This is a genomic window from Campylobacter ureolyticus ACS-301-V-Sch3b (assembly GCF_000413435.1).
Classification (GTDB): domain Bacteria; phylum Campylobacterota; class Campylobacteria; order Campylobacterales; family Campylobacteraceae; genus Campylobacter_B; species Campylobacter_B ureolyticus_A.
This window is the reverse complement of the sequence record NZ_KE340326.1, coordinates 510,381-530,204: the sequence shown is the minus strand read 5'-3', so window position 1 is coordinate 530,204 and position 19,824 is coordinate 510,381. Positions and strand designations below refer to the sequence as shown.

Here is a 19,824-nt window from a genome sequence, read left to right as displayed (position 1 = left end):
TTTAAAGTGTATAATTGCCTATTTTAAGGATAAAATTTTGATATATTTAGTTCAAACAGACACAACAGCTGGATTTTTAAGTAAAAACTTACATGAAATTAACCGCATTAAAAATAGAGATTTAAATCAACCCTGCCTAATTACAACGGCAAGTTTTAGCGAGCTTAAAAACTTTGCAAGAGTGCCAAAAAAATTTAAAAATTTAGTTAGAAAGTCTAGAAAAACAACTTTTATCTATCCAAACTCAAAAAGCGTTAGAGTTGTAAAAGATGACAACCATAGCCAATTTCTACAAACTCATGGCTGGATGTATTCAAGCTCTGCAAATTTGCATAATAAAAAATTTGATTTAGAATACGCAAAAAGCGTGGCTGATGAGGTTATAGGTGATGAATTTATAGAAAAAAAACCATCAAAAATTTATAAACTATATAAAACAAAGATAAAAAAAATAAGGGATTAAAATATGAAAGCTTTAATACAAAATTTAAAAACCAATGGCTTTGAAGTTTTACAGGCAAAAGATGGCAAAGAAGCACTAAGCATTGCAAAAACTTTTATAAAAGATGGTCTTAAAATCGGTCTTGGTGGCTCTGAAAGTGTAAAAGAAATCGGACTTTTGGATTATTTAGTGGGCTTAAAAAACATAACATTATTTAACCAATATGAAGCTGGAATTTCAATGGAAGAAAATTTAAATCGCCGTAGAAATGGGCTTTTAAGTGATCTCTACATCACAAGCTCAAATGCTATTACATTAAATGGCTGGCTTGTAAATGTCGATGGCACAGGAAACAGAGTCGCAGCACAAATTTTTGGCCCAAAAAAAGTTCTTTTAGTAGTTGGAAAAAATAAAATTGTTTTAAATTTGGAAAAAGCAATTGAGCGAATTGAAAAAATCGCAGCTGTAAAAAACGCTGATAGGATAAATAAAACAGCTGTAAAATATGGCAAAATAAGGACTTATACACCAGAGGATCTTTGCAATAAATATAGCATCATAAAACACGATGAAAGTGCTAGAACAACGATAATTTTAGTTGATGAGGAACTTGGGTATTGATAATAGAAAATAGTGATTTTTTAACAAAACAAATTATAACTTATCTAGGAAACAAGCGGTCACTTTTAGATTTTATAGGCACAGCAATTAATAAAGTAAAAAAAGATTTAAAAAAAGATAAATTAAGCTCACTTGATCTTTTTAGTGGAAGTGGGATAGTGGCAAGATTTTTAAAACAGCACTCAAATTTTTTAATAGCAAATGATTTAGAGCTTTACTCAAAGATTATAAATGAGTGCTATTTAACAAATGCAAATGATGAGTTAAAGCATGAAATTTCAGCTATTTTAAAGAATTTAAAAGCAAATATTAAGGCAAATTTCGCACCAGGTTTTATAAGCGAACTTTACGCACCTAAAAATGATGAAAATATAAATGAATTTGAACGAGTTTTTTATACTAAATTTAATGCAAACTACATAGACACCGCACGAAACCAAATCGCAAAACTACCTTTAAGCTTACAAAAATTTTATCTTGCACCACTTTTATATCTAGCTAGCAATCATACAAATACAAGTGGAGTTTTTAAAGGCTTTTATAAAAATAAAAACGGAATTGGCGAGTTTGGTGGAGAAGGACAAAACGCCCTAAAAAGAATAAAAGCAAAAATAACTCTTCAAATGCCGGTATTTTCTAACTTTAATTGTGATTTTAAAGTCTTTCAAGAAGATGCGAATAAGCTTGTAAAAGAGTTTGAAGAAGTTGATTTATGCTACATAGATCCGCCATACAACCAGCACCCTTATGGCTCAAACTATTTTATGCTAAATTTAATCGCAAAAAATGAACGACCAAGTAAAATTTCAGAGATTTCAGGCATTCCAAAAGATTGGAATAGAAGCGATTATAATAAGAAAAAAGTTGCAAGTGAAGCGTTTTTTGAACTAATTTCAAATTTAAAAGCTAAATTCGTGCTCATTTCTTATAACTCAGAGGGTTTTATAAGTAAAGATGAGTTTTTAACAAACTTAGCTAAATTTGGTCGCGTGGATATCTTAGAACAAACTTACAATACATTTAGGGGAAGTAGAAATTTGGGTAGTAGAAGTTTATATGTAAAAGAAAACCTATATCTATTAAAAAAGATAGCATAAGGCAAAAAATAATTTTACTCTTTTTCTATCAATTTTTTTACCACATAACTTGCAAGGAAATTTCCAAAAGTTGCAGTTACACCCATAAAACTTCCTAAATTCTCACAAACTGGCTCTTCTTTTGAATAAACTACCATAAAATCACAATTAAATCCGCTTTTTCTAAGCTCATAGCGAAATTTTTTAGCAAGAGCATCATTTGTTGTCTTCCAAATGCTTGTTAATTCTACTAATGCAGGATTTATGCGTTTTGCACCACCCATTGAGCTTATAAAATTTACATTATTAAGGCTAAAAACTTTATTTGCCAAAGCTACTTTTGCAGGGATATCATCTATAGCATCAACTACGAAATCAAACTTACTAAAATCAAAATTTTGTAAAAAATCATCATCAATCCTAGCGAAAATAGGCGTTACACACTCAAATTTCCTAGCAAAAACATCTACTTTTTTTTCGCCTAAAAACTCACTTCCTATCTGGCGATTTTGATTAGTTATCTCAAAAATATCTTTATCAATAATGGCTAAATTCCCTACTCCACTTCTTGCTAAGACTTCTGTGCAAGCTCCTCCAACTCCACCAGCGCCGCAAATTAAGACCTTTGCATTTTGAAGTTTTTCAAAACCATCTTTACCAAAAAGCCACTTTATCCTTGTAAATTTATCATCATTTTCAATCACAAGCTAACCTTTTATCCACTCTTTTAAATTTGAAATTTCTTTTTCTTCGGTTAAATTTAAAGTTATTGGAGTTAGACTTGCAAATCCATCTAAAACCGCACCCAAGTCGCTATTTAAATTTTTATTTCTATCAAAATTCATTTGCATTTTTCCAAGCCAATAATACTCAACCCCGCGTGGATTTTCACATCTTTTTGCATCTAAATAATACTCTTTTTCACCAGCAGGAACTACTTTTAAGCCATTATAATTTTCTTTTGGAACAGCTGGAATATTTAAATTTAAAAGTTTTTTTCTTGGAAGTGGATAGTTTTTTTCAAAAATTTTTTTTACTATTTTAAGAGTTACTTCACATGCTAAATCAAAACCGTATTTTTCCATACTATCACCATCATAAAACTGCGATACAGCAAGTGATGGAATGCCTTGTAAAACACCCTCCATAGCCCCACCGCAAGTTCCTGAGTAAGTTATATCTTCAGCTAAATTTCCACCATGATTTATGCCACTTATTATTAAATCTGGCATTTTGTCCTTAAAAAGCGAAAAAAGTCCTAAAAGAACGCAATCAGCTGGTGTTCCATCATCAAGCTTATAAAAATTTGGAGCTAGTTCAATTAACCTAAGTGGTTTTGTTAAAGTTAGAGAATGCGCACAAGCTGATTTTTCCTCGCTTGGTGCAACAACTGTAACTTTTGCAACGCTTTTTAAAGTCTTTGCAAGCTCTAAAAGCCCCTTTGCCTCAAAACCATCATCATTTGTTATTAAAATTTCTTTCAAAATTTACTCCGTTTAATTTGCCAAATTAATAGCTTTTAGTATATCAACGGCATTATTGTTATAATCATTAGCTAAAGCTTTTTGAAAAATCGGTCCGATTTGAGCGTAGCTGGTATTTCCCATACCAAAAAATGTTTTTTCACCATAAATTCTATCCGATTTACTTATGACTTTATTATAAATTTCCATTCCATTTTTATAAATTTTTAAATTTAAAGTATAGTTTACAAAAGGCTTTGAATCTACATTAAACCCATCAGCGCTATAAAACCCATAACCAAATCTATAAATTTCAGGCATTACTATAAGATCGTTTGAACTTAAAATTTCTTTATTTGTGCTAAATTCTAAATTTGAAAAAGCTCTTTTGAAGAAATTTAGGCTCTCGTTTTTTACAAACTCTCCAATATCTATCTTTAAATTGTCCTCACCTAAAGATGTGCTTGATTTGATACTTTGCGAACCAAGTGCTGAAGCATCCATATAAATATATGTTTTTTGTAGTGGTTTTTTAACAGCGATATTATGAGATGTGTCCTTTACTTCAAGATTTTTATTATATTCAGCAGTTTGTGAGCATCCAGTAAAAAATCCAGATAAAATAAGTAGTGAAATAGCTAGTTTTTTCATAATTTTTTCCTTTTGTTTAAAAAATATAGACTTAATTTTAGCATATTTTTATAAATTTATGTGTGGCTTAAAAATAGCCTTAAAATTATAAATTTATTCCGTTTAAAGTTTAAATTCATTATAATTGAAAGATTTTTATGTAATGAGGTTGTTTATGTCGCACATATATTTTGCTCACCCATATTTTGGTGCTTTTATAATGCTTATTTTATCATTTGTTATTTTTGGTCTTATAACTGAGTTATCTGCCTATCTTGGTAACAAATTTGCAAATAAAAATGATGAGTTGTTAAAAAATGCGATTTATGAATCAGGCCCTGCGTCAGTAATTCAACCAAATCGCATAAACTCAAATTTTTATCTAATAGCCGTGCTTTTTATTTTATTTGATGTAGAAATTATCTTTATGTTTCCTTGGGCTGTAAATTTCAAAATTTTAGGAATTTTTGGGCTAATTGAGATGATTTTATTTTTAGCATTTTTAGCTATAGGATTTGTTTATGCCTGGCATAAAGGAGCTTTGGATTGGATAAGATAAATTACGCACAAAATAACGGTGCTCCAGTTATCCTAACAACAATTGATAAAATTGTTAATTGGGGTAGAAGCAATAGCCTTTGGGCTGCAAACTACGGACTTGCATGTTGTGCGATAGAGATGATGGCAACAGGCGCTGGAAGATTTGACTTTGATAGATTTGGTGTTATTTTTAGAGCTAGTATAAAACAATCCGAAGTTATGATAATTGCAGGAACTTTAACAAAAAAACACGCTGAATTTACAAGAAGACTTTACGATGCGATGCCAGAGCCCAAATGGGTAATTAGTATGGGAAGTTGTGCAAACACAGGTGGCATGTTTAACACCTATTCAACCGTTCAAGGATGTGATAGGATAATACCTGTTGATATTTATATACCAGGATGTGCACCACGCCCAGAAACACTTCAATACGCACTTATGATACTTCAAAAAAAGATTAGAAAACAAAGTGCAAATAGAAGTCAAAAACCAAAAAGGCTTGTTTGATGAGATTTGAAATTCCAAAACAAAGCGATAAATTTGAAGTTATTGACTCAGAATTTGAAGCAGAATTAAAAGTGCTTGAGAAATTTGAAATAAAAGAGTCATATATAGAGTTTGATAATTTAGTTATTTTTATAAACAGCAATGATAATTTTGAAATCTTAAAGTCTTTAAAAGAGTTTGGATATGATATTTTAAGCGAACTTAGTGGAATTGATTTTATAGATGAAAAAGAGGCAATTTGCGTTTTTTATCAGCTTTTAAGCACAAAACTTAAAAAAAGAATGAGAGTAAAATGCTTTGTAAAAAGTGGTGAGTTTTTACAAAGTGTTACAAAACTTTTTAAAAGTGCGAATTGGAGCGAAAGAGAACTTTATGATATGTTTGGAGTGCTGATTAAAAATCATCCAAATTTAAAAAGAATTTTAATGCCAGATGATTGGTTTGGATATCCACTTTTAAAAACATATCCTTTACAAGGTGATGAAAAAGCAAAATGGTATGAAATAGATAAAATTTTTGGCAAAGAAAATAGAGATAAATTTAAAGAAGAAAATAGAGATAGTGCTTTTGTTGATAGTAAAGACTACTTTAATTTTGCAAAACTTTACCATGAAAGCGAATATGGCAAGCCACCAAGCGATAAAGTATCCGTGCAAGAATATCAAGAAGATGGCGGAGTTTTGCTTGTTAAAAAAGCAAAAAGACAAAAATTTAAAACAATTAAAAAAAGAAGATAGCAATGCAAAATCCTACCAAGTTAAAACCATTTTTTGAAAATATAGAATTTACAAAACAAAACTCAAATATGATTTTAAATTTTGGACCTCAACACCCAGCAGCTCATGGCCAACTAAGACTTATGCTTGAACTCGATGGCGAAAAAGTGATAAAAGCAAGTCCTGGGATTGGATACATGCACAGAGGTATGGAAAAAATGGCTGAAAATGCTCTTTATAACGAATTTGTTCCAGTAACTGATAGGATTGACTATACAGCTGCAAGTGGAAATAACTATGGATTTTGTGGTGCAGTTGAAAAACTTTGTGGTATCGAAGTTCCAAGAAGGGCTCAAATTATAAGAACTATAATTTTAGAGCTAAACAGAATACAAGCTCATCTTTTATATGTTGGTACTCAAGCCCTAGATGTTGGAGCAATGACAGTTTTTTTATATGCTTTTAGAGAAAGAGAATTTGTATTAGACTTATTAGAAAAATATTGCGGTGCAAGACTTACTCAAAACTCCATAAAAATAGGAGGAGTTTTTTTAGACCTTTATGATGGCTTTTTAGATGATCTTTACGATGTTTGCAACAAAATCTTAAACGGTCTAAGAGATTATGAAACCTTGCTTAATAATAATAGAATTTGGCTTTTAAGAATGCAAGGCGTTGGTGTTATAAAAAAAGAGTTGGCACTAGGTTATGCATGTAGTGGAGTTATGCTTAGAGCAAGCGGAGTAAAATATGATATTAGAAAAGAAGAGCCTTATTTAATTTATGATGAGCTTGAGTTTGATGTGCCATATTCAGACGAGGGAGATTGCTACGCAAGATATAAATGCTATATTGCCGAAATAAAAGAAAGTGTTAAAATTTTAAGACAATGTGCAAAACTATACCTTGAAAGCGATACGCAAATTTTAGCAAAAAGTGAGTTTGTAAGTCCAACAAAAGAAGAGATTATGACGCAAAATTACTCTTTAATGAAACATTTTGTCCTAGTAACTCAAGGTATAAAACCACCAGTTGGTGAAATTTATTTCCCAACAGAGGCTAATAAAGGAGAACTTGGCTTTTATATATATTCAACTGGAGAAAATATGCCTTATAGACTCAAAATAAGAGCGCCATCTTTTTGGCATTGTGCAATTTATGAAGATCTCTTAGTTGGTGGATATATAGCAGATATTCCAGCTATAATTTGCAGTACAAATATAATTTTAGGTGAAGTTGATAGATAATGAAAAGATATGATTTAAGGCATTTAAAAGCTAACTTTTTAACAAGAATGGGCGAACTTGTAAAATCAAGCCAAAATGGTGAAGTAAGTCAGTTTATCTTTGAAATAGGGGATTTTTCAAGCGTAGAAAAAAGTGCGAATTTAATAAATGGCCTAAACTCTACACTTTTAAACTCAATAAAATTTAATAGAAGTGATTGGATAATCACAGTAAAAAAAGGAAGAATATGAAAATTTTTAATATAACACCAAATTTAAGTTTTCAAAACCCTGACTTAGCGGCAAAATTTCATAATGCAAGTTTTTTAACTCTTAGTCCTATGGAAGATGAAAAACTACAAAACAATATCTTTGTAAAGTGTGAAATTTCAAGCGAAGCGTATGTTTTAATGATGATAGCTTCTGAAATTTGTAAAGATTTAGAAAATGAAGATATTGGGTTTTTAAGTGGAGAAAGTAGTGTTGGCGAAGAGGAAATTGAAGAAATTATAGAATTTTTAAAAGACGCTGATTTGATAATAGCCGATGAAAATATGTTAAATTTCCACAAAGATAAAGACAATATCAAAGCACTTCTAAATCTAATATCTTCAAATTTTAATCTTAAAGTTATTAACTCAGCTGGAAATAAACTAGATTTCAATAGTGCAAATTTAGGTGAATTAAAAGAGCTTGATAGCTTTGATGGTGCAGTTGTTTATAAGCACACAAAAGATAATGAGTTTAAAGGTGGAAATTACTTTAAAATAGTTGCAAAAGTTAAAGACGGTGAACTTGTAACCATAAAATCAAAAAATTTAAACATTACAAAAACTTTTAAATTTGATAAAAATTTAAAAGGCACGATAGCATTTTTAGGTGTAAAAAACCTTGACAACTATGCTTTTGAAGTTGTAAAAACTCATAAGGCATAAAATGGTAAGTTTTTAAATGCTAAAACTTAAAAAAACAAAGGTTTTAAATGGGTAAGATAACTATAAACGGACAAATTTGCGAGTTTGTTGATGGCAAGAGCATACTAAAAGTCGCACGAGAAAATGATATTTTTATACCTGCGATTTGCTATGTAAGTTGCTGTTCACCAACTCTTGCTTGCAGGCTTTGTATGGTGGAAGCTGATGGAAAAATCGTTTATAGTTGCAATGCTAAAGCAAAAGATGGACAAAGCGTTATAACAAACTCACCCGAGCTTCATGAGGCAAGAAAACAGATAATGAAAACTTATCTTATTAACCACCCTTTGGAATGCGGAGTTTGCGATCAAAGCGGAGAGTGTGAACTTCAAAACTATACTTTAATGCTTGGAGTTGATGAGGTAAATTATGCAATTAAAGAAACCCACAAGCCCATTAAAAACTTTAGTGAATTTATCGATTATGATTCAAGCTTGTGCATAGTTTGTGAAAGATGCATTACAGTATGCAAGGATAAAATAGGCGAAAACGCATTAAAAACAACTCCAAGAAACGCAGATATGCCACCAAAAGAACTAAAAGAGAGTATGCAAAAAGACGCTTACGCAGTTTGGAATAAATTTCAAAAAAGTTTGATTGAGCAAGATAAAAGTTGTTCTAACTGCGGAGAATGCGAAGCTGTTTGTCCAGTTGGAGCACTTGGAATAAAATACTTTACCTACTCATCAAATGCGTGGGAGCTAAAAAAAATAGCTTCATCAAACCCACACTCAAGTGATTGCGAATTAATATATTATGAAGTAAAACAAAAAGGTATTGAAGATAGTGATTTAAAAATTTATAGAGTTACAAATGATTATGAATTTGGTGAAATAAACAAAGCTGCAAGATTTGGCTTTGATTTTCACAATGAAAACGCCCATAAAAATGAGAGTAAATTCAATGAAATTATCAATTTAATTAAAAATAATGAAATCAAAAACATCAAATTTAATAGTTTTATAACAAACGAAGATGCGCAAATTTTATCAAATTTAAAAGATAAATTTGGACTAAATTTAATAAATGATGAGGCTTTAAAATATCAAAAATTCTTAAAAAATTTTGAAAAATACTCTGGAAAAAATCTTTTTTCAGCAAATTCCCAAAACATTAAAAATGCTGATTTTATAGTAGTTACAGGTAGTTTTCTAAGACACGATAGTCCAAATTTATCATACAAACTAAACAATGCTTTAAAGATAAATAAAGCAAACGCTATTTATTTTCACACCATAAAAGATAGCGTGGTTGAGGGCTTTTCAAAAAACTTACTATTTTGCAAACATAGTCCAAAATTTGATATAGAGATTTTGCTATTAATTCTTTTTAAATTTGGTAAAAATTTACCTAGTTGGCTTGAAAAATATAAAATTGATTACTTCGAAATCCTAAATTTAGATGAGAATGAGTTTGATAAACTTGCTCTTGATAAAAAAGAACTTGTTTTGATTATTGGAGAGGATTTTATATTTAGTAAAAATGCTGAAAATTTAGCAAAACTAACTGGCATGATAGAGGCCTTTACTCCTTTTAAAACTCTTATTATTCCACCACGAACAAACTCTTTAGGAGTTGCTTTAAACTGCAAGTTAGATGATGTTTTTCAAAATGGAAAAACTTTGGGATATAATGAAAATGGTGATTTTAAATTTGGTATTTTCAATTCTGATTTAGACGCACCTGCACTAACCCAACAAAATGGAAGTTTTACAAACTATGATAAAAGAGTTGTGCCGGTTAAAAAAGCACTAAATTATAAAGGTTATTATTTAAGTGACCTTGCAAAAGCCCTTAGCATTGAGACTCCAAAAATTACAAATTTAGATAATTTTTATAAAAACAGCGGCCAAAATTGCAGAGGTTTTGAGATAAAGCCTAAAATTTATAACCCAAAAACAGATGAATTTAAAATCGTAAATTTAAATGAAAATTTAGAAAATTTCATCTACAAAGCAAATCAAATCGGAGCTTTTAGTAAATTTACAAATACTTGCAAGTTTTTAAAAAGTGAAGTTTTTCTTTACGCAGGAGCTGATTTTATGCAAAAATTTGACCTAAAAGAAGGAGATTTAGTTTGGGTGGACAATGAAAAAGTAAAAGTAAAAAAAGATGATGAAATTGATGGGGCTTATCTTCCATTTTATGATGAAAATTTAGAATTTGGTTTTAAGACAAGATATAAAGAAATAGAATTAAAGGCTATTAAATGCTAATACTTCAAAGCGTTATAAAATCTCTTGTAATAATTGCTGTAATTGCATCACTTGCCGGACTTGGAACATACGCTGAAAGAAAAGTTTTAGCTTATATGCAACGCCGTATTGGACCTTGGATGGTTGGGCCTTTGGGACTAGGTCAAATTTTAGCTGATATGATAAAACTTTTTTTTAAAGAAGATGTAATCCCTAAAAAATCAGCCAAATTTGCCTTTATCCTTGCACCTTTGATCTCCGTAACTGCTGCATTTGTAGCAATGGCTCCAATACCATTTTTACCAGAATTTACACTTTTTGGGCAAAAAGTTCATCCGATTTTAAGCGATATAGGTGTTGGTGTTTTGTTTGTTTTAGCAGCTAGTTCAACTTGTGTTTATGGGCTTATAATAGCAGGATTATCAAGTTATAATAAATGGAGTTTAATTGGTTCAATGAGGGCTGTTATGCAGCTTGTTAGTTTTGAGGTTATAAATGGTTTGAGCCTAATTCCAATCATTATGCTTGTTGGCTCACTTTCAATAATTGATATAGTAAATGCTCAAAGTGGCGGAATTGGAGCATGGTTTTTTTGGAAACAACCAATTTGTTTTATTGCATTTTTAATTGCCTCATTTATAGAGTGTAATAGAACTCCACTTTGTTTAACAGAAAACGATCCCGAATTAATCGCTGGTGTTACAACGCCTTATGGCGGAATGAGATTTGGTATGTTTTTCATAGCCGAGTATGCAAATATGATAACCTACTCTGTTTTAATAGCTCTAATTTTCTTTGGTGGATTTAATCAAATTTGGTTTATACCAGGTGGCATTGTTATGATTTTAAAATCAAGCTTTTTTTTCTTTTTATTTCTATGGACAAGAGCTACTTTTCCACACTTAAGAGCAGATCAGCTAATGGGGCTTTGCTGGAAAGTTCTAATGCCACTATGCTTAATGATGATTTTTTTGACAGGCATTGTGAATATTTAAGGAGATAAAATGAGTTACATAAAAGTTGACAATAGAATAAAAGCAATATCTAAAAAAGAAAAACTAAAACGCTTTTTAAAAAGAACTTTTAGTCCAGATTTATTTATAGGGCTTAGTCTTACTTTTAAAGAAATGGTTAAAAAAAATAATTCCCACACTCTTTTATATCCTTTTGAGAAAATGGAGCTAAACTCTCGTTATCGTGGAGTTCATTCACTGCAAAGACTTCTTGAAAGTGGCAATGAAAGATGTATTGGTTGTGGACTTTGCGAAAAAATTTGTATAAGTAAATGCATTAGAATGGAGACTTTTTTAGCTGATGATGGCAGAAAAAAGGTAAAAAACTACTCTATAAATTTAGGAAGATGTGTTTATTGCGGACTTTGTGCAGATGTTTGTCCGGAGTTAGCTATAGTTCATACAAAAGAGTATGAGTTTGCAAGTGAACAAAGAGCATATTATGCATTTAAGGATGAGCTTTTAAGTAAAAATATAAAAGAACAAGAGGAATTTAGTGGCTATGGCTCATATCTACAAGATGATAAAATAAGACTTACTCCAACTGATTTTTTAGATAAGGAAAATTTATGATAGAAACAATTGGATTTTACTTTTTTAGCATTATGAGTATTTTTCTTTTTGCAATAAGTGTTTTTTCTACAAAAGTCCTATATTCAATGAGCGCATTAGCTGGTGGTATGATTTTTATATCAGGATTATTTTTTCTACTAAATGCTGAGTTTTTAGGAGTTATACAAATTTTAGTTTATACAGGTGCAGTTGTTGTTTTATACTCATTTGCAATGATGTTTTTTGACTCAAATATAGAATTTAAAGAAGATAAAAAATCTTTTAAAATTATTTTTTCTCTTTCTATAATATCAGCAATTTTGATTTTTATAATGATTTTAGCCCCAATAAAAGCAAAAAGCCTATCATCAAGCTATCCTATTATCGAAGGAGCAAGAAATACTGATTTACTTGGTATTATTTTATTTACTAAATATATCGTTGCCTTTGAAATTTGTGCAACCTTGCTTTTAGCTGCGATGATTTGTGCCATAGTTTTAACCCATAAGGAGATGGATAAAAAAGGAGATATCTTATGATAATAGGACTAAATCACTATCTTTTTGTAAGTATTTGCATGTTTATTTTAGGACTTATCGGGGTTATGAAAAGATCAAATCTAATAATGCTTTTTATCTCAACTGAAATTTTGCTAAATGCAGCAAATATTGCGCTAGTGGCTATTGGTGAGTATAAAGCTGACTTAAACGGGCAAGTTTTTGCTATTTTTATAATGGGCATCGCAGCTAGCGAATTAGCAGTTGGACTTGGGCTTTTAGTTAGATTTTATAAAAAAACTGGCTCATTTAGCATTCAAGATCTACAGACAATAGGACAAAAAGATGATTGATTTTTTCCTAATCTCTTTATTTTTACCCCTTACCTCATCACTAATTGCAGGTTTTTTTCCTAAAAAATCTTTCACTATAGGCATAATATCATCACTTTTAATGATAATTAGCACAATTAGCTCATTTATTTTATTAGAAGCAGTTTTGGAAAGAGGAAGTGTAAATATTTTTTTAAGTCATTTTATAAATGTAGGATTTTTAGATTTAAGCTACTCTTTTATGCTTGATAGTGTGAGCGTTATGATGGCTGTTATGGTCGGCATAGTAGCAAGCATTGTGCATATTTATTCTATTTGGTATATGGCAAATGATGATGGCTTTAACCGCTTTTTTTCCTATCTTGGACTTTTTGTTTTTTCAATGCTTGTTTTGGTATTAAGTGATAATTTTATAGGCTTATTTATAGGTTGGGAGGGCGTTGGACTTTGTTCTTGGTTATTAATTGGTTTTTGGTATCAAAGAGATAAAATTAGCTGGTTTGCAAACGAGGCTTTTATAATGAATAGAATAGCAGATCTTGGCATACTAATAGCTCTGTTTTTAATCTATAAAAACATAGGAAGTCTTAAATATGAAGCCGTTTTTTCTACAATCTCAAATTTAGATAAATTTAATATCACTTTAATTGCTGGACTTTTATTTTTTGGAGCAATGGGAAAATCAGCTCAGTTTCCATTTCACACCTGGTTAGCTGATGCAATGGCAGGACCAACACCTGTTTCAGCCCTAATACACGCAGCTACTATGGTAACAGCTGGTGTTTATCTAGTAATTAGAGCAAATGAAATTTTCATAAATGCAATTTTTGTAAGTGAGTTTATAGTAATTTTAGGAGTTTTTGTAGCACTTTTTGGTGCATCAATGGCACTTGTAAATGATGATCTAAAAAAAATTATTGCCTATTCAACACTCTCACAACTTGGATATATGTTTGTTGCAGCAGGACTTGGGGCGTATTGGATTGCCCTATTTCATCTAATTACTCACGCATTTTTTAAATCACTTTTGTTTTTATGTGCAGGAAATATAATGCATGCAATGAATGATGATTTAAATATTCAAAAAATGGGCGGACTAAATCAGTTTTTAAAACCAACTTTTGTACTAATGACTATTGCAAGCTTAGCCTTAGTTGGAATTTATCCATTTGCTGGATTTTTCTCAAAAGATAAAATTTTAGAAGCTGCATTTTATAATCAAAATTTTATGGTTTGGGCTTGCTTGCTAATTGGAGCTATGATGACAGCATTTTATAGTTTTAGGCTTATAATGCTTGTATTTTTTGGTAAAACCAAATTTACTCACAAACCACATGATGCAAGAGTTTTTGTCATCGTATCTTTAAGTGTTTTAGCAGTTTTATCTACAACAACTGGCTTTTTTGAAGGAAATTTTCATAAATTCATCATAAGCACAACTGGTGATTTTAACATGAAAGAAAGCAATCAAATCTTTCTTATTTTTATAACTTTATTTTGCGTTATATCATCAGTTTTATTTGCAATTTATGCTTATAAATTTAACATATTTAAAGAAAATTTAAAAGAAAATATATTTTATAGGCTTCTAAAAAACGAATATTATATCCCTAAAATTTATGAAACTATTTTTATAAAACCATATTATAAAATGGCTGAAATTTGCTCAAAAATTGATAATTTTGCTATAGATAAATCAGTTGATTTTATAGCAAAATCACTGCTTTTGCTTTCTAATAAATTTGATAAAACAAACACTTCAAATTTATCTTTTATGCTTAGATATTTTGTTTTTGGTTTTACAATACTGCTTATTTTGGCTTTTATTTTGGAGACATTATGGAGTTAAGTATAGTTCTTTTTTTCCCGCTATTTGCAGCGTTTTTTGGATTTTTTGTAGATGAAAAAAGTATAAAAACTTATGCCATTATAACCTCTTTCATAGAGCTATGTTTAACACTATTTTTATGGTATAAATTTGATGCTATAAATAACTCAATTATGCTTGAAGTTATTCCTTTTATTCCAAATTTAGGGATAAATTATATTCTTGGAATTGATGGAATATCTTTGTTTTTAGTAATTTTGAGTGCGTTTATTTGTTTTGTTAGTTTAATTAGCCTAAATATCTCAAAAAGAAAAAAACATCTAATAATTTCCATTTTGCTCTTAGAAATGACGATGATGGGTGTTTTTATAAGCTTAGATGCTATACTTTTTTATATATTTTGGGAGCTTTCACTCATTCCTATGCTTTATATAATTGGTTTTTGGGGAAGTGAAAATAAAATTTATGCTGCAATTAAGTTTTTTATCTATACATTTTTTGGCTCGATTTTCATGCTTTTAGGGCTTATTTTTATGGCGTATTTACACTATAAAACAACTGGAAGTTACAGCTTTAGCATACTTGATTGGCAAAGACTAGAAATTCCTAAAAATACTCAAATTTGGCTATTTTTAGCTTTTGGTATTGCATTTGCTATTAAAACTCCGCTTTTTCCATTTCACACTTGGCTTCCATATGCTCATGGAAAAGCCCCAACAATAGGCTCTATTTTATTAGCTGCAGTTCTTCTTAAAATGGGAACTTATGGTTTTGTAAGATTTTCTTTGCCGATATTTCCAGATGCAAGTTACTATTTTGCAAATTTTATCTGCATAATCGCCATAATAATGGTAATCTACACCTCTTTTATTGCGTTTTATCAAAAAGATATAAAGCAAGTTATTGCATATAGTTCAATCGCTCACATGGGTATTATAATGCTTGGAATTTTTTCAATGAGTATTGAAGGCATTAGTGGAGCGATATTTTTTATGGTAAGCCACGGACTTGTAAGCGGTGGGCTTTTTATGCTAGTTGGCTTTATCTATGATAGAGCACACACAAAAGAAATGGCTAAATTTGGTGGCCTTGCTAAAATTATGCCAATATATGCGACTATTTTTTGCATAATGATTCTTGGAGGCATTGGGCTACCTTTAACAAGTGGATTTGTTGGTGAGTTTTTAAGTCTTTTAGGCATTTTTAAAACAAGTCCTTGGTTTGCCGTGCTTGGTGGTTTTGGCATCATAATGGGTGCAATTTACAGTCTAAATTTATACAAACTTACTTTTTTTGGAAAAATTACCAATAAAGCAAATTTAACTTTGCCTGATTTAAAAGCATTTGAGCTTTGCGCCATAATTCCTATTTTAGTTTTAGTTTTAGTTTTAGGTGTTTTTCCAAACACGCTTTTGGCTTGGATAAATGATGGCGTTTTAAATCTGCTTTCATTTATGTATGATAAAGCTAGTGATGAAACCACAACCAAATTTATAAAATCAGCAAATGAACTAAGGATGATATATGGTAAATAAAGTTATTTTTGACATTGAAAAATTAAATATGCTTTGCCTTTTTCCAATTGCCTTTTTAATATTATTTGGAGTTTTTTTGCTCATAATGGGTATGATAAAAAAGGATTTAACAAGTAAATTTTATCTAAGCCTAACAAGTTTGGCGTTAGTTTTTGATTTAGGTTTTATCCTTACATTTAGTGGAGATTTAAGGGGATTTTTTAATCTTATTTTATTAGATGGTGTTGCTGTTTTAGGCACAACAATTATCATTTTAACATCTTTATTTTTTTTACTTTTTAGTTTTGCTAGAAATGAATTTGAAGAGTATCAAAAAAGTGAGTTTTACACTCTATTTTTATTTATGATATCTGGCTTCAATACGATGATAATGAGCGATAATCTAATTCTAATTATTCTTGGGCTTGAGCTTTCAAGCCTTTGTCTTTATACTCTAATAGCCTTAAAAAACACAACCAAAAGTGTAGAGGCAGCCATTAAATATTTTGCAATGGGAGCTTTAGGAAGTGCTTTTTTTGTATTTGGAGCTGGACTTTTATACTTAAGCCTTGGAAGCGTAGAGCTTTATGAAATGAATTATTCTTTAAAAAATTTAGAAAGCAATTCGCTTTTAATAATTTCATCTATTTTTATAATAACAGGTCTTGGATTCAAGGTATCACTTGTGCCATTTCATACTTGGCTTAGTGATATTTACAACTCATCAAATGAAATTTTAGCTGGATTTATATCTATTGTTCCAAAGTTAGCAGCATTTATTGTTGTGCTTAGAGTGTTTGATCTACTTTTGGGCATTGAAAGTGTTAAAAGTATACTTTTTATTTTAGCCATAACAACTATGAGTTTTGCAAATATTGTAGCCCTAAGTTCCAAAAATATTAAAAAAATGCTTACATTTAGCTCAATCTCTCATGCAGGGTTTATCCTAGGAGCAATTTTTATAAACTCAACAGATGCAAACGTGGGGCTATTTTTATATTGGATAATGTTTTCTTTTGCAAATTTAGGTGCTTTTGGCATACTTTGGAGCATAAAAAATGGGCATTATGATTATGAAAGCTTTAAGGGTTTAGCAAAGTCAAATTTAACTATCTCCTTGCTGATGTCACTTTTTATGTTAAGCCTTGCTGGAATTCCACCATTTAGTCTGTTTTGGGGTAAATTTTATATCCTAAGTGCAGCACTTAGCAAAGGATATATAATTTTAGCTATTGTCATGGCATTAAACTCTGCTATCGCCCTATTTTACTACCTAAAACTTGTTGTAAATATGTTTTTATATGATGAAAAAAGCAAAATAAGCTTTGAAGAAAATGGCTCTATTAAATTTTCGCTAATACTTTGTGCCGCTTTTTGTATTTTAGCACCTTTTGTAGTTAAATTTATACTTGCGTTTTTATATAATGCCACCATCTTTAGCGGTTTTTAAAACTTCTTTTAAGTGATATTTTAGTTCATTTAAAGGAAGTGTTGTTTTATCTTTAAACTGAGATTTAAAAAAAGTTCTTTGTCTTTTTGCAAGCTGAATTGTGTGTGTGGTGATTAACTCTTCAAGCTTATTTATGGAAATTTCGCCTTTTAAATACTCTTTTGTTTCTTTTAGGCCGATTGAATTTAGTGCTTTTAGCTCTGGATTATACTTTGAAAAAAGCATTTTTGCCTCATCAATAAGACCATTTTTTATCATATTTTTTGTTCTTAGAGATATTCTTTTATCCAAAATTTCTTTTGGAGCTAAAATTTCATAAACTTTAAGATTTTTTATAATCGGTGGCAATGTGTTTTTTTCTAAAAAAAGTGATGGAATTTCACCTGTTTTTTGATAAATACTATACCATTTATTGAGTCTATAAGTATCATTTTGACTAAATTTGGATGCAAACTTGGAATCAATTTTCAAGGCAAGGGTATAAATTTCTAAATTTGATAAGCCTGATTTTACATCCTCGATCTTTGGAGCAAGTCCATTCAACATAGATTTTAAGTAAAACCCACTTCCGCCAGTTATTATAAGGGGCTTATTTTTATTTTCAGCAAAATTTTTGGCTTTTTTATACTCATTTATAAAATCACCAACACTAAAATGCTTATTTGGATAAGTCAAATTTATGCCAAAATGTATTACTTTTTTTAACTCATCATCGCTTGGTTTTGCACTTGCTATATTTATATCTTTATAGATTAAAAGTGAATCAAGGCTTAATATAACACAATCATACTCGCTTCCTAGCTCTATTGCTAAATCACTTTTTCCACTTGCAGTTGGCGCAATAATAGCAAACTCAAAAAACATATTTCCCCTAATTTGTGCAATTTTTAAAATTAATAATATATATTTTATCTTAAATTAGCTAAGCTCAAATGCCTATAAATAGGCATTTTAAAACAGTAAAGGATGAAAAATTCAATCTATTTTTATTAAATTAGTTCCATATTATAGCATACTTTAATTAAAAAATGGCTATTTTTAAATTTTAAATGACAACGTCATTTAAAAAAACTGCTCTTTGTTTGGCATCTTTTGGTAGATATTTAGCGTAAGAACGATAAGTTTCATTTAAGTCTTTATGCCCCATCATTTTACAACCTACCCACATAGGCTCCTCGCCACGACTTAGCATTAAAGAAGCAAAAGAATGCCTAGTATCATAAAGTCTGCGTTTATTATAGCCAAGTTTTGCTTGTAATTTGTTAAATTTAAGACGTATAAGAGAGCGTGAGCATTTTATGATCCGTTCATTTTTATCACTAAAATTAAGCTTTACTAGTTCTTTATATACAATATTAAGCATATCAATTGTTCGGTTGCTTGATTTAGTTTTAGGAGAATCCACAACACTATATTCAGAAAGTGTTTTATTAATACGAATTTCTCTATTATTAAAATCTAAATCATTAAAAGTAAGTGCTAAAATCTCACCAGTCCTAGCACCAGTAAAAAATGCAACAACAAGATAAGTTCTTAATTCAGCGTCAGCATTTTTTATCATCTGAATAATTTCATCAAGACTAAATGGTATAAATTTTTCATCCTCAAATTCATCAAGCCTTTTTTTAAATTTAGGCATATAAAATGGATTTTTAGAAATTAAATCATTACTTATTCCATATTTAAAAATAGTTTTTAAAAACGAAGCATAAAGCTTTATAGTTTTATCTTTCAGACCCTTATCTTTACAAAACTGAATGAAGTCAATACTATGCTCTCTTTTAAAATCAGACAAATAAAAAATATTTTTAAAACGCAAAAATTCGATTATAGACTCACTAATGGTCGTATAAAGTTTGACAGTTTTGTCTTTTAAAAAAGACTTCTCAGCCAGTAGTTTACTAATTACACTATCGAAGCTAAATTCGCTCTCATTTTTAGAAATAACAACACCTTCTTCCCTTTTTCTTAGAATTTTATCGGTATGTGCATCCTCAAGCTCATAGTATTTACGCCTAGCTTTTTCAATATCAAGTTGTGAGCCAATAAAAAGATCGTAATTTTTACGAATAAAATCAAATGCAAAAGATGATTTTTTAATTCCAGTAGAACGACGAATTCTTACACCATTTTTTTGGTAATCAATATAAAATCTACCATGTTGGACATAAATATTTCTATTTTTTCTAAATTTTTCATAAGTCATATTTTACCTAATCAGTAAAGATAAATCAAAAATTAAGTTA

The 19,824-nt window shown here is 30.0% G+C and carries 22 protein-coding genes; 17 read left to right on the top strand and 5 right to left on the bottom strand.

Annotated features, from left to right (window positions below; translation table 11 throughout):
- The first annotated feature begins 37 nt into the window (after positions 1-37).
- The 3 genes from HMPREF9309_RS02720 to HMPREF9309_RS02710 are packed head-to-tail and all read left to right on the top strand — an operon-like array spanning position 38 to position 2,160.
- On the top strand, positions 38-463 hold the full coding sequence (locus HMPREF9309_RS02720) for a hypothetical protein (RefSeq protein ID WP_016646401.1): 426 nt from the start codon (positions 38-40) through the stop codon (positions 461-463).
- 3 nt (positions 464-466) lie between these two features.
- On the top strand, positions 467-1,063 hold the full coding sequence (locus HMPREF9309_RS02715; protein ID WP_016646400.1) for a lactate utilization protein: 597 nt from the start codon (positions 467-469) through the stop codon (positions 1,061-1,063).
- Positions 1,060-2,160: a DNA adenine methylase gene (locus HMPREF9309_RS02710; RefSeq protein ID WP_016646399.1), complete on the top strand. Its 1,101-nt coding sequence runs from the start codon at positions 1,060-1,062 to the stop codon at positions 2,158-2,160. Before HMPREF9309_RS02715 ends, HMPREF9309_RS02710 begins: the two co-directional genes overlap by 4 nt.
- A 14-nt stretch (positions 2,161-2,174) precedes the next feature.
- Here HMPREF9309_RS02710 and HMPREF9309_RS02705 read toward each other — a convergent pair whose 3' ends face one another.
- The 3 genes from HMPREF9309_RS02705 to HMPREF9309_RS02695 are packed head-to-tail and all read right to left on the bottom strand — an operon-like array spanning position 2,175 to position 4,253.
- Complete coding sequence (locus HMPREF9309_RS02705; RefSeq protein WP_016646398.1) at positions 2,175-2,843, bottom strand: tRNA threonylcarbamoyladenosine dehydratase; 669 nt, start codon at positions 2,841-2,843, stop codon at positions 2,175-2,177.
- A 3-nt stretch (positions 2,844-2,846) separates the two neighbouring features.
- Positions 2,847-3,623: a 5'/3'-nucleotidase SurE gene (surE, locus tag HMPREF9309_RS02700; protein WP_016646397.1), complete on the bottom strand. Its 777-nt coding sequence runs from the start codon at positions 3,621-3,623 to the stop codon at positions 2,847-2,849.
- A 12-nt stretch (positions 3,624-3,635) separates the two neighbouring features.
- Complete coding sequence (locus HMPREF9309_RS02695; protein ID WP_016646396.1) at positions 3,636-4,253, bottom strand: hypothetical protein; 618 nt, start codon at positions 4,251-4,253, stop codon at positions 3,636-3,638.
- A gap of 154 nt (positions 4,254-4,407) precedes the next feature.
- On the opposite strand from HMPREF9309_RS02695, the gene HMPREF9309_RS02690 reads away from it, so the two are divergent.
- The 14 genes from HMPREF9309_RS02690 to nuoN are packed head-to-tail and all read left to right on the top strand — an operon-like array spanning position 4,408 to position 17,578.
- On the top strand, positions 4,408-4,791 hold the full coding sequence (locus HMPREF9309_RS02690) for an NAD(P)H-quinone oxidoreductase subunit 3 (protein ID WP_016646395.1): 384 nt from the start codon (positions 4,408-4,410) through the stop codon (positions 4,789-4,791).
- Positions 4,779-5,282 carry a NuoB/complex I 20 kDa subunit family protein gene (locus HMPREF9309_RS02685; RefSeq protein ID WP_016646394.1) on the top strand — a complete coding sequence of 168 codons (504 nt, stop codon included), beginning with the start codon at positions 4,779-4,781 and terminating at the stop codon, positions 5,280-5,282. The genes HMPREF9309_RS02690 and HMPREF9309_RS02685 overlap by 13 nt, the downstream gene beginning before the upstream one ends.
- A complete protein-coding gene (locus HMPREF9309_RS02680; protein ID WP_016646393.1) occupies positions 5,282-6,019 on the top strand; it encodes an NADH-quinone oxidoreductase subunit C in 738 nt (245 codons plus the stop codon). Before HMPREF9309_RS02685 ends, HMPREF9309_RS02680 begins: the two co-directional genes overlap by 1 nt.
- Positions 6,020-6,021: 2 nt before the next feature.
- Positions 6,022-7,245 carry an NADH dehydrogenase (quinone) subunit D gene (gene nuoD, locus HMPREF9309_RS02675; RefSeq protein ID WP_016646392.1) on the top strand — a complete coding sequence of 408 codons (1,224 nt, stop codon included), beginning with the start codon at positions 6,022-6,024 and terminating at the stop codon, positions 7,243-7,245.
- Positions 7,245-7,475 (top strand): NADH-ubiquinone oxidoreductase subunit E family protein, encoded by a 231-nt coding sequence (locus HMPREF9309_RS02670; RefSeq protein WP_016646391.1) that lies wholly within the window; start codon positions 7,245-7,247, stop codon positions 7,473-7,475. The genes nuoD and HMPREF9309_RS02670 overlap by 1 nt, the downstream gene beginning before the upstream one ends.
- Positions 7,472-8,158 (top strand): hypothetical protein, encoded by a 687-nt coding sequence (locus HMPREF9309_RS02665; RefSeq protein ID WP_016646390.1) that lies wholly within the window; start codon positions 7,472-7,474, stop codon positions 8,156-8,158. The genes HMPREF9309_RS02670 and HMPREF9309_RS02665 overlap by 4 nt, the downstream gene beginning before the upstream one ends.
- A gap of 47 nt (positions 8,159-8,205) precedes the next feature.
- Positions 8,206-10,413, top strand: coding sequence for an NADH-quinone oxidoreductase subunit G (locus HMPREF9309_RS02660; RefSeq protein ID WP_016646389.1), 2,208 nt, complete (start codon positions 8,206-8,208; stop codon positions 10,411-10,413).
- Entirely contained in the window at positions 10,407-11,387 is a 981-nt protein-coding gene (gene nuoH, locus HMPREF9309_RS02655; RefSeq protein ID WP_016646388.1) for an NADH-quinone oxidoreductase subunit NuoH, read from the top strand. The genes HMPREF9309_RS02660 and nuoH overlap by 7 nt, the downstream gene beginning before the upstream one ends.
- Positions 11,388-11,396: 9 nt before the next feature.
- Positions 11,397-11,978, top strand: coding sequence for an NADH-quinone oxidoreductase subunit NuoI (gene nuoI, locus HMPREF9309_RS02650; RefSeq protein WP_016646387.1), 582 nt, complete (start codon positions 11,397-11,399; stop codon positions 11,976-11,978).
- Complete coding sequence (locus tag HMPREF9309_RS02645; protein WP_016646386.1) at positions 11,975-12,496, top strand: NADH-quinone oxidoreductase subunit J; 522 nt, start codon at positions 11,975-11,977, stop codon at positions 12,494-12,496. Before nuoI ends, HMPREF9309_RS02645 begins: the two co-directional genes overlap by 4 nt.
- Positions 12,493-12,807 (top strand): NADH-quinone oxidoreductase subunit NuoK, encoded by a 315-nt coding sequence (gene nuoK / locus HMPREF9309_RS02640; protein ID WP_016646385.1) that lies wholly within the window; start codon positions 12,493-12,495, stop codon positions 12,805-12,807. Before HMPREF9309_RS02645 ends, nuoK begins: the two co-directional genes overlap by 4 nt.
- Positions 12,800-14,635 carry an NADH-quinone oxidoreductase subunit L gene (gene nuoL / locus HMPREF9309_RS02635; protein ID WP_016646384.1) on the top strand — a complete coding sequence of 612 codons (1,836 nt, stop codon included), beginning with the start codon at positions 12,800-12,802 and terminating at the stop codon, positions 14,633-14,635. Before nuoK ends, nuoL begins: the two co-directional genes overlap by 8 nt.
- A complete protein-coding gene (locus HMPREF9309_RS02630) occupies positions 14,626-16,149 on the top strand; it encodes an NADH-quinone oxidoreductase subunit M (RefSeq protein WP_016646383.1) in 1,524 nt (507 codons plus the stop codon). Before nuoL ends, HMPREF9309_RS02630 begins: the two co-directional genes overlap by 10 nt.
- Positions 16,139-17,578 (top strand): NADH-quinone oxidoreductase subunit NuoN, encoded by a 1,440-nt coding sequence (gene nuoN / locus HMPREF9309_RS02625; RefSeq protein WP_016646382.1) that lies wholly within the window; start codon positions 16,139-16,141, stop codon positions 17,576-17,578. The genes HMPREF9309_RS02630 and nuoN overlap by 11 nt, the downstream gene beginning before the upstream one ends.
- Here the strand turns inward: nuoN and miaA are convergent.
- Together miaA and HMPREF9309_RS02615 are read right to left on the bottom strand one after the other, a co-directional pair.
- Entirely contained in the window at positions 17,546-18,442 is an 897-nt protein-coding gene (miaA, locus tag HMPREF9309_RS02620; protein WP_016646381.1) for a tRNA (adenosine(37)-N6)-dimethylallyltransferase MiaA, read from the bottom strand. The two genes, nuoN and miaA, sit on opposite strands and share 33 nt — an antisense overlap.
- Positions 18,443-18,623: 181 nt before the next feature.
- Positions 18,624-19,784, bottom strand: coding sequence for a tyrosine-type recombinase/integrase (locus tag HMPREF9309_RS02615; protein ID WP_016646380.1), 1,161 nt, complete (start codon positions 19,782-19,784; stop codon positions 18,624-18,626).
- Between the last annotated feature and the right edge of the window lie 40 nt (positions 19,785-19,824).